The following is a 9,261-nucleotide window of genomic DNA, read 5'->3' as shown; positions in this document are numbered from 1 at the left end:
ACCCGCTGTCACCTGGGCTTCGCCCAGGCCCAACATCAATTGGAAGATATGTTTCAACCGCAGGGTTAACTTCAAGGTTGGAAGAGGACAGCCGTTTACACAAAATTATTGACGGTCCCAATGTTGAAATATTTTATTTAATCTTTCGAAGAACAAACTGAATATAAACTTAAATACCAATTATAAAATGCATGTGTTGCTAATAACTATTACACATCGAGGAGTGAATTTTAAGAAAGCACCCTTCGTCCAGAGAATTAATATTTCATAACTTCTAATATTAGACAGCAATGATTAAATTATAAAAAGTAAACATAATATATTAATAAAACTGTTACGTTTATGTTTACTTAAATATTCAACTATTATGTCTTTCATGGTGGACTTTGAGAAGATCTAATATGATATTAAAAACTTAGTAAGTTATATTGGATGCCATCCAAAGTTAGGGAGTACTTAAATAATAAAAGCTATAATTAAACTATTACAAAAACGTTTTAGTTTATGTAATAGTTTATGAGTGAAAAATATAATAAGTAATCAATCATATAGAAAAAAGCCATTAGTTAGTGACTTATTATTGTAATTGAGAATGAAAAAGCACAATACCCGAAGAAAATTTCTAATGTGATAGAGGTCTAGGAGTTAGAGAGATTTGTTCAATCTCAGATGGCAAAAAAGATTTATCCGTTAGGAGACCGAATAAACAAATACAGAAAAAATAACGTCACCGGAAATAAATATTTTTTAGAATTCCACTTGTAAGGGCATCTGTTGGTTGTTAAGAAAAGGGTGATCGTCCGCCCTCTTTTTCTTTAGTGCACATATGAGCTGGCCATGGATTCTCGGAACGCACCAGAATTAATAACTGCAGAAATTTCAATTGAAAGAGGAAAGTTGCCGACAACAGCCTCTATATTTTAGCTTACTTCATGAAGGTTATTCCTGAGTAGAGTAGGAGCTCTGTGTTTGGCCCCGAGCCACTAAAAAAACTTTTTTTCGTGCTCGCTCGTTTACATAAAATATTTTAGGCTCTCGTTAATAACTATTACACATCGTCGATTGTAAAATTAAGCTAGACAACGAAAAAGATCACTCGTGATACACTCAAGATGAATTTCCGACCAAAGAAATCATAGGAGTGATCACGAATGACCTACACCCATCTTAGCACGAATGAAATTGTCCTCATAGAAGCGTATGCGCAAAATGAGATTCCGGTTTCCCATATAGCCAGGCAGCTCGGGCGTGCCCGCCAAACGATCCACAACGTCGTGACCTATTTACGGGAAGGGTACCGGGCCATCGATGATGTTCAGCGATATCAAGCCAATAAAAAGCGGTGTGGCCGAAGACCGACGGTCTTAACGGCAACCGATCAAGCCTATGTCACCGACAAAGTTAGGGAAGGATGGACCCCCGATGTCATCGCCGGACGCCAAGAGCGCCCGCTGCCTTGTTCCTCGCGCACCCTGTACCGCCTATTCGAGCGCCGGATGCTGGATCGAAGCACCCTGCCGATGAAAGGGAAGCGAAAACCAAACGGGCATCAGGAACGCCGGGGAAAGCAGTCGTTTCGGCGGACCCTTTCGGACCGAGCGCAGGATTACCCGGCCTTCCCACAGGAATTTGGCCACCTGGAGGGAGACACCATTGTCGGCCATCACCACAAGAGTGCCGTGATTACCCTGGTCGAACGCTTATCGAAAGTGATTATTACCCTTCAGCCAGCCGGTCGCACGGCCGGAGATATTGAAACCACGCTGCACCGGTGGTGCAGCCGCTTTCCCAAGCACCTGTTCAAATCCATCACCTTCGACTGTGGCAAGGAGTTTTCTAACTGGCGGTCGATCAGCAACAGGCATGACCTTGCTATTTATTTTGCAGATCCAGGAACGCCTTCTCAGCGCGGGTTAAACGAGCATTCGAACGGACTGCTCCGAAAAGACGGCCTGCCCAAGCACATGGATTTTCACAAGGTGGATCAGCCGTATGTTTCCGCTGTGGCCTCTCGAAGAAATCACATCCCAAGAAAATCGTTAGATTATTGCACCCCATTGGAAGTATTCATGAGGTACATGGAGCCTGATATGTTGTCTAACTTAATTTGACGATTTAAACATAAAAGAACTAGTATTAGATAACGAAGTTCTAACTAAATAATTATTCTTGATTTCTAAATATCAAATAACAGTGTTTTAATTCATCAAAATAAAAGAAAACATAATATATTCATGAAACTGTTACGTTTATGTTTATGTATTTTTTTATTTGAGAATTCATTTTATATTTGCCTAAAATAGAATTTAAGCAAGAACTAGTGATTTATTGAATAATTACTAAGTTATAATGGATTAAATATTAAAGGGTACGATTTGGTGGAGGTGTTTCCTACCCATGACAGTGGAGACGTTACTGCTGCAATAGCTTCATCTGTAGCTTATGAAATGAGGACACTCACGGCAATGAAAAAAGAGACGGAAAACGATAGAACCAAAGAGCACCGTGTAAGGGTGCTCTTTGTCTACAATCTGAAACCTCAATCTAACGTTGAGGTTTTTATAGTTGAGCTTAAAATTTTTTATCTTTTTAACAACTCTAAGATTTTATAAAACTTTAATTCAAACTTTACAAACTAAACTCTTAATTAAATAATTTCAAAGTCTATCTTTTTGCTAATAGATTTAGAAGTTTTTATTAATAGAGGCAAATATTCTTCTATGGCTTTATCAACATTGCATCTGCCTGAATGAGTAGCGCAGTTCACAGCAGCTACTACCTCTCCTCTTTTATCTGTTACTGGAGCTGCCATCGAAATCATTCCCATTTCTAATTGATCACTATTCAAAGCCCACCCCTTCTCATATATTTCTTTAAGTTCCTCTCTTAATTTCACTTCCGAAGTAACAGTTTTTTCGGTGTAAGGATGAAGTTCTGCTTTTTGAAAATAACGATCTAATTTTTTTTCAGAAAGGTGAGCAAGAAGTACTCTTCCTACAGAAGAAGCATGGGCTGGCAAACGAGTGCCCACTCCTAAAGAATCTTTCATAATTTTATTCACGGATACTCGTGCTACATATACTATTTCAGTGTTGTCTAGTGTAGCTAAGGAACTAGATTCTTGTATTTTTTCTGAAAATTCTTCGAGATAAGGTGAAGCAATTTCCCAAATATTTTGAGAAGCAATATAAGAATAGCCTAATGATAGCATTTTTGGAGACAAAGAATACCTACCTTCATTTGAATTAGCATACCCAAGTTTTTCAAGGGTGAGCAACACTCTTCGAGTAAATGGCCGGGAAAAACCAGTAATTTTAGAAGCACCACTAATTGTTAAGTTTGGATGGCCTGTAAAGGCTTTAATAACCTCTATTCCTTTCTCTAAAGTTTTTAAATAGTCTCCAGGATTTTCTTCTAATTTTCTGGATTCCTCATTAATATTTTTGTTTAAATCATTGGTTGACAAAATATACATCTCCTTTATAATAAAACGAAATTGTACTATTAACGAACAATTGTACTATAATCGTACAATATATCAATATAAAAATCAATTAAGAAATTGTTTTTTCATAATTTCTAAGTGTTTAAAAGAGTTTCTGAAAAATATTTCTAAAATTGTTAATAATAAAATATCACTGAAATGAGGGGAATAGATGAAAAAATTAATAACGCCTGAAAAAGCAGTTAAAAAAATCAATTCAGGTGATACGTTGCTTGTTGGTGGTTTTGGTCTCTCAGGTTCACCTTTAACATTAATTGATTCTTTACTAGATCATCATGCAAAGGACTTAACAGTAGTAAGTAATAATCTTGGCGAGGAAGGAAAAGGGTTAGGAAAACTATTGCTATCTAAACAATTAAAAAAGGCAGTTGGTTCTTATTTCACCACGAATAGAGATGCTGTAAAAGCATGGATAGCGAATGAATTGGAGATTGAATTAATCCCCCAAGGTACTTTGGCAGAATCTCTTAGAGCTGGAGGGGCAGGCATTGCTGCGTATTTTACTAGAACTGCTGTTGGTACAGAGTTGGCTAAAGAAAAAGAAGTGCGTGAATTTGATGGAGAACTTTACGTGCTAGAAAAAGCTATTAAGGGAGATGTATCTTTGGTAAAAGCTTTGAAAGCGGATACACTTGGTAATCTTTTTTATCATAAAACAGGGATGAATTTTAACCCCGATGTAGCTCAAGCCGGAAACATAGTAATCGCTGAAGTAGATGAAATAGTCGAACCAGGCGAAATCCCTCCAGAAAACGTTGGGACCCCCCATGTTTTTATAGACTTTATCGTAAAAAATACAAAGTACGTAAAAGAAGGAGGTAGTTATGTTGAACAAGACAGGAGCGCCAAGTAAATCCAAAATAGCTAAACGTGTAGCTAATGAACTGCAAGAAAACCAAATTGTGAATCTAGGAGTAGGGATACCTAGTCTCATTCCTAACTATATAGAAGAAAAAGAGGTATATTTACAAGCTGAAAATGGTTTGTTGGGCATTGGGCCGGAGCCTTCAGAAGATGCCATAGATATGGATCTAATTAATGCCAGTAAAAAGCCAGTGAGCATGAACAAAGGTGCTTCACTTTTTAATAGTTCAACTTCGTTTGCAATGATTAGAGGCAACCATGTTGACGTGGCGGTGATGGGGGGCCTCCAAGTGGATGAAACAGGAGAAATTGCTAATTGGGCCGTTCCGGGGAAAGATATTTTGGGCGTGGGTGGCGCAATGGATCTAATAGCTGGAGCAAAGAGTATTATTATTGCATTAACCCATGTGTCGAAAGACCAAGAACCCAAATTGGTGAAGAAACTAACTTATCCTAAGAGTGGGGTGAAAAAAGCAAGCATGGTAGTCACAGAAATAGCAGTATTCCATTTCAATGAAAATAAAATGATACTTAAAGAATTAGACCCTTCTGTTTCTTTAGAGGAACTAAGAGAAAAAACACCAGCTTACTTTGAATTGGATGAAAATTTTACTAGAGAATATTATTAAAAATATTTGATGAATAGAAATATTCCCCTTAAAAATAGGAGTTGAAAATAGAGATGAAAAAGATTGCTATTGTAGGTTCAGGAGTGATGGGCAGAGGTATTGCTTATGCTGCATCTTTAAATGATTATGAGGTTCATATTAACGACGTAAATCCTGAAGCATTGCGCGAGGCTAAAACTTATATAGAAAAAGAGTTGAACAAGAGCGCGGAAAAAAATTTTATTCACCCAGAAGATGTTATTCGTTCTATGAATAACCTTACTTTTTCTACTGATCTTAAAGATTGTGTGGAAGAGGCAGAGTTAGTTATCGAAGCCGTACTTGAGAAGATGGATTTAAAGGTGAAAATTTTCAAAGAATTAGACGATTTATCTTCACCATCTACAATACTAGCAACAAATACTTCAACGATGAGTCCAACAGAAATCGGAGCACAAACTTCTCGTCCAGATAAAGTAATAGCAATGCATTTTTTTAACCCAGTTCATAAAATGAAACTGATCGAATTAATTAAAGGGTTGGATACCTCCCAGGAGACTGTAGATAAGGTAAAAGAGATAGGCAGTCAAATGAAAAAAGAAACGGTGGAAGTTAATGAATTTCCGGGTTTTGTGACAAGTAGAATGAATTGCTTGATTGGCAATGAAGCGATGAATCTTTTGATGGAGGGAGTAGCTTCTGCAGAAGATATTGATAAAGCGATGAAGCTAGGATTGAATCATCCAATGGGCCCGCTTGAACTCGCTGATCTCGTTGGGTTGGATTCAAGACTTAGAAACATGGAATACTTGTACCAAACATTAGGAGAAAAATACCGACCCTGCCCCCTTTTGATTAAGTATGTAAAAGCAGGAAAATTAGGAAAGAAAACAGGAACTGGTTTTTACCAATATGAATGAAGAGAGGAAATAATTATGTTTAAAAATATTCTAGTGAACATAGAGAATGAAATAGGCACGATAAAAATCAACCAGCCAGAAACTAGAAATGCTTTAAATAGCGAAACATTAAAAGAGATAGAAAGAGCGGTAGAGGAACTTGAAGAAAACGAACAAGTAAGAGTTCTGGTTTTTACAGGAGCAGGGGAAAAATCATTCGCTGCAGGAGCTGATATTAAACAGTTAAGGGACAGAAAGATGTTAGACGCCCTTGTACCTGGGATGCAGGCCACTTATAAAAAAATAGAAGATTGTGAGAAGGCTACTATTGCTGCCATTAATGGGGTTGCTTTGGGCGGAGGTTTTGAACTGGCTTTGGCTTGTGACATTCGCATCGCTGCTACAGAAATAAAAATGGGTCTACCTGAACTAAATCTAGCGATTGTACCTGGAGCTGGTGGGACGCAAAGGTTAGTCAGAATAGTCGGTAAAGGCAAAGCAATGGAAATGATTTTAACTGGAAAAATTATAGATGAACAAGAAGCGGAGCATTGGGGACTCATTACAAAAATTGTTTCTAAAGAGCGACTATTAGAAGAAGTAAAAAAAGTAGCACAAACAATTTCCTCTAAAGGCCCTGTAGCTGTAAAGCTAGCAAAGATGGTAGTAAATAAAGGATTTGACACAGATATTGAAACTGCTCTAATGCTTGAAAAATTTGCTCAAACGATCGCGTTTGGGACAGAAGATAAAAATGAAGGTACCCAAGCGTTTTTAGACAAAAGAAAAGCTGAATTTAATAATCAATAATAAAGCACAGCGGAGGGAAGAAAAGATGGATTTCAATTTTAGCGAAGAGACTGAATTATTTAGAAAAAAGATAAGACAATTTGTCCAAGAAGACGTGGAAAGCGTAGCAATGCAAATTGAAGAAGAAGATAAAATACCGGAAGGTATTTATAAAAAATCTCAGGAATTAGGTTTGTTTGGCCTTAATATTCCTAAAGAGTATGGCGGCCATGGTCTTAACATGGTGGATAAGTGTGCTATCTATGAAGAATTGGGGCAAACTCATAATGGGTTTACTACTCTCGTATGCGCACACACAGGCATTGGTACTTCAGGAATAGTGCAATTAGGTAATGATGAACAAAAAAAGAAATATTTACCGAAATTGGCGAGTGGAGAATGGATAGGAGCCTTTTGTTTAACTGAACCGGAGGCAGGATCAAATGCTACAAATTTGAGTACGACTGCTGTAAAAAAAGACGACAAATATATTATTAACGGAATGAAGCATTATATTACCAACGGTCCTATTGCCAATGTTTATACCGTAATGGCAATTACAGATCCTGAGCGAGGTGCAAAAGGCATTACGTCTTTTATCGTAGAAAAAGATACCCCTGGATTTCGAATCGGGAAAATAGACGACAAGATGGGGATGCGTGGCACTTATACATCAGAGTTAATATTCGAAAATGTGGAAGTACCAGAAGAAAACGTATTGGGGGAAGTAAATCAAGGATATGTCAACGCTCTTAAAATTCTATCTACTGGTCGTGCTGGGTTAGCCGCGAGAAACCTAGGATCTTCTGAAAAATTATTGAACCATTGCTTGAATTACGTACTTGAAAGAGAACAATTTGGCAAACCTTTATTTGATCAACAGGTCATTCAACATAAACTTGCAGACATGGCCGTGGAAATTGAAGCATTACGAGCTCTAACCTATCGAACTGCATGGCAGGCTGATCAAGGAAACAAGGTGATTAAAGAGGCAGCGATTGCAAAATTGTTTGGTTCCGAAGTATATGGACGTATAGCAGATACTGCTGTTCAAATCCATGGAGGCAAGGGATATATGAAAGAATATCCAATAGAGCGATATTATAGAGATGCTAGAATTGCAAGAATATATGAAGGAACTTCCGAGATCCAACGGAACATTATTGCTTCTCAATTACAGAAAGAAGTAAAACAGAATGAGAAGGTAGGGGGGAAACGATGAATAATCCAGTAGTGATTAACTCAGTACGAACAGCAGTCGGAAAAATGGGGGGAGCTTTGCAAAATGAATTAGTGGATTACCTTGGGGCAAAGGTTATCCATGAAGTGACTAACCGTTCGGGCATCCAGAAAAATGACGTTGAAGAAGTGATTCTTGGTCAAGCCAAGCAGAGTGCCGACTCTTCGAATTTAGCTCGTCTTTCTCTTCTACGGGCGGGCTTCCCAGTAGAAGTACCGGGCTATACTGTTCATCGTCAATGTGGTTCGGGACTTCAAGCTATTAACAATGCCGATATGCAGATTAGGCAAGGATTATCAGACACAATCATTGCTGGCGGGGCAGAGAGTATGAGCACGGCTCCATATTATCTGCGTAACGCTAGATTCGGTCTCCGAGCAGGAAATGGACAGATCCTTGATCCTAATACGGAAAGCCAACCCAATTCCCAGCCGATAGAAGAATATGGAGATTTAACTATGGGAATTACAGCGGAAAACCTTGCTGAACAATATTCTATTTCAAGAGAGGAACAAGATGAGTTTTCTTTTCAAAGTCAAATGAAAGCACAAAATGCTATAGAAAAAGGGTACTTCAAGGAAGAAATCGTTCCTTATGAGATAAAGAAAAAGAAAGAAACAGTTATCTTTGATACCGATGAGCATCCTCGTCTTACACCAATGGAGAAGCTGGCGAAACTTCCATCGGTATTTAAAGAAGAAGGATCGGTTACAGTAGCAAGTGCTAGCGGAAGAAACGACGCTGCTGCAGCAGTATTAATGATGGAAGAAGAAAAGGCTAAAGAAAAAGGATTAGTGCCAAAAGCTAAAATAATAGCTCAAGCTTCTTCGGGTGTAGGACCGGAAGTTATGGGAATCGGACCTGTGTATTCTACAAAAAAGGCATTAAAGCAAGCGAATTTATCTCTTGAAGCTATGGGTCTCATTGAATTGAACGAAGCATTCGCCGCCCAAACATTAGCTGTGGTGAAGGAATTAGGTATCAATACCGCTAGACTTAATGTTAATGGAGGAGCTATTGCCCTGGGCCATCCTATTGGAGCTACAGGTGCTATTCTTATGACAAAAATACTCCATGAAATGGAGCGTCGGGGAGAGAAATACGGACTGGTTACTTTGTGTATTGGGGGCGGGCAAGGAATTTCAACAATAGTTGAGAACTTGCAAGCATAAAAAGAGAGAATGAAAATTTATATCCTATTTTATGGGTCTTAACCAAAATATGTACTTAATTCTTTTTTCATGTTATTTGTTTCTTTGTTCAACTTGAAAAGAGTTTCTGGGACCGTCAATAATTTTGTGTAAACGGCTGTCCTTTTCCAGCCTTGAAGTTAACCCTGCCGTTGAAACATATCTT

The 9,261-nt window shown here is 38.1% G+C and carries 8 protein-coding genes; 7 read left to right on the top strand and 1 reads right to left on the bottom strand.

Features of this window, described 5'->3' with window-relative positions:
• The first annotated feature begins 1,151 nt into the window (after positions 1 to 1,151).
• On the top strand, positions 1,152 to 2,111 hold the full coding sequence (locus tag ACTTK7_RS16470; RefSeq protein ID WP_462869184.1) for an IS30 family transposase: 960 nt from the start codon (positions 1,152 to 1,154) through the stop codon (positions 2,109 to 2,111).
• A 536-nt stretch (positions 2,112 to 2,647) separates the two neighbouring features.
• Here the strand turns inward: ACTTK7_RS16470 and ACTTK7_RS16465 are convergent.
• Positions 2,648 to 3,466 carry an IclR family transcriptional regulator domain-containing protein gene (locus ACTTK7_RS16465; RefSeq protein WP_462869183.1) on the bottom strand — a complete coding sequence of 273 codons (819 nt, stop codon included), beginning with the start codon at positions 3,464 to 3,466 and terminating at the stop codon, positions 2,648 to 2,650.
• 190 nt (positions 3,467 to 3,656) lie between these two features.
• On the opposite strand from ACTTK7_RS16465, the gene ACTTK7_RS16460 reads away from it, so the two are divergent.
• Genes ACTTK7_RS16460 through ACTTK7_RS16435 form a run of 6 tightly spaced genes read left to right on the top strand, consistent with a single transcriptional unit; the run spans position 3,657 to position 9,077 of the window.
• Positions 3,657 to 4,358, top strand: coding sequence for a CoA transferase subunit A (locus ACTTK7_RS16460; RefSeq protein WP_462869182.1), 702 nt, complete (start codon positions 3,657 to 3,659; stop codon positions 4,356 to 4,358).
• Complete coding sequence (locus ACTTK7_RS16455; RefSeq protein WP_462869181.1) at positions 4,330 to 4,998, top strand: 3-oxoacid CoA-transferase subunit B; 669 nt, start codon at positions 4,330 to 4,332, stop codon at positions 4,996 to 4,998. Before ACTTK7_RS16460 ends, ACTTK7_RS16455 begins: the two co-directional genes overlap by 29 nt.
• A gap of 53 nt (positions 4,999 to 5,051) precedes the next feature.
• Positions 5,052 to 5,897, top strand: coding sequence for a 3-hydroxyacyl-CoA dehydrogenase family protein (locus ACTTK7_RS16450; RefSeq protein ID WP_462869180.1), 846 nt, complete (start codon positions 5,052 to 5,054; stop codon positions 5,895 to 5,897).
• Positions 5,898 to 5,909: 12 nt separating this feature from the next.
• Positions 5,910 to 6,686 (top strand): enoyl-CoA hydratase/isomerase family protein, encoded by a 777-nt coding sequence (locus ACTTK7_RS16445; protein WP_462869185.1) that lies wholly within the window; start codon positions 5,910 to 5,912, stop codon positions 6,684 to 6,686.
• Between the two features lie 25 nt (positions 6,687 to 6,711).
• Positions 6,712 to 7,887, top strand: a complete 1,176-nt coding sequence (locus tag ACTTK7_RS16440) for an acyl-CoA dehydrogenase family protein (protein WP_462869179.1) — start codon at positions 6,712 to 6,714, stop codon at positions 7,885 to 7,887.
• Positions 7,884 to 9,077 (top strand): thiolase family protein, encoded by a 1,194-nt coding sequence (locus ACTTK7_RS16435; RefSeq protein WP_462869178.1) that lies wholly within the window; start codon positions 7,884 to 7,886, stop codon positions 9,075 to 9,077. Before ACTTK7_RS16440 ends, ACTTK7_RS16435 begins: the two co-directional genes overlap by 4 nt.
• Positions 9,078 to 9,261 lie beyond the last annotated feature (184 nt).

Source organism: Marinococcus tarijensis, assembly GCF_054971385.1.
The sequence above is the reverse complement of the archived record's forward strand: the minus strand, read 5'-3'. Positions and strand labels throughout refer to the sequence as shown.

Coding starts and splice junctions, on each gene's coding strand:
- ACTTK7_RS16470 (WP_462869184.1), top strand. CDS start 1,152: ATGACCTACACCCATCTTAGCACGAATGAAATTGTCCTCATAGAAGCG.
- ACTTK7_RS16460 (WP_462869182.1), top strand. CDS start 3,657: ATGAAAAAATTAATAACGCCTGAAAAAGCAGTTAAAAAAATCAATTCA.
- ACTTK7_RS16455 (WP_462869181.1), top strand. CDS start 4,330: ATGTTGAACAAGACAGGAGCGCCAAGTAAATCCAAAATAGCTAAACGT.
- ACTTK7_RS16450 (WP_462869180.1), top strand. CDS start 5,052: ATGAAAAAGATTGCTATTGTAGGTTCAGGAGTGATGGGCAGAGGTATT.
- ACTTK7_RS16440 (WP_462869179.1), top strand. CDS start 6,712: ATGGATTTCAATTTTAGCGAAGAGACTGAATTATTTAGAAAAAAGATA.
- ACTTK7_RS16435 (WP_462869178.1), top strand. CDS start 7,884: ATGAATAATCCAGTAGTGATTAACTCAGTACGAACAGCAGTCGGAAAA.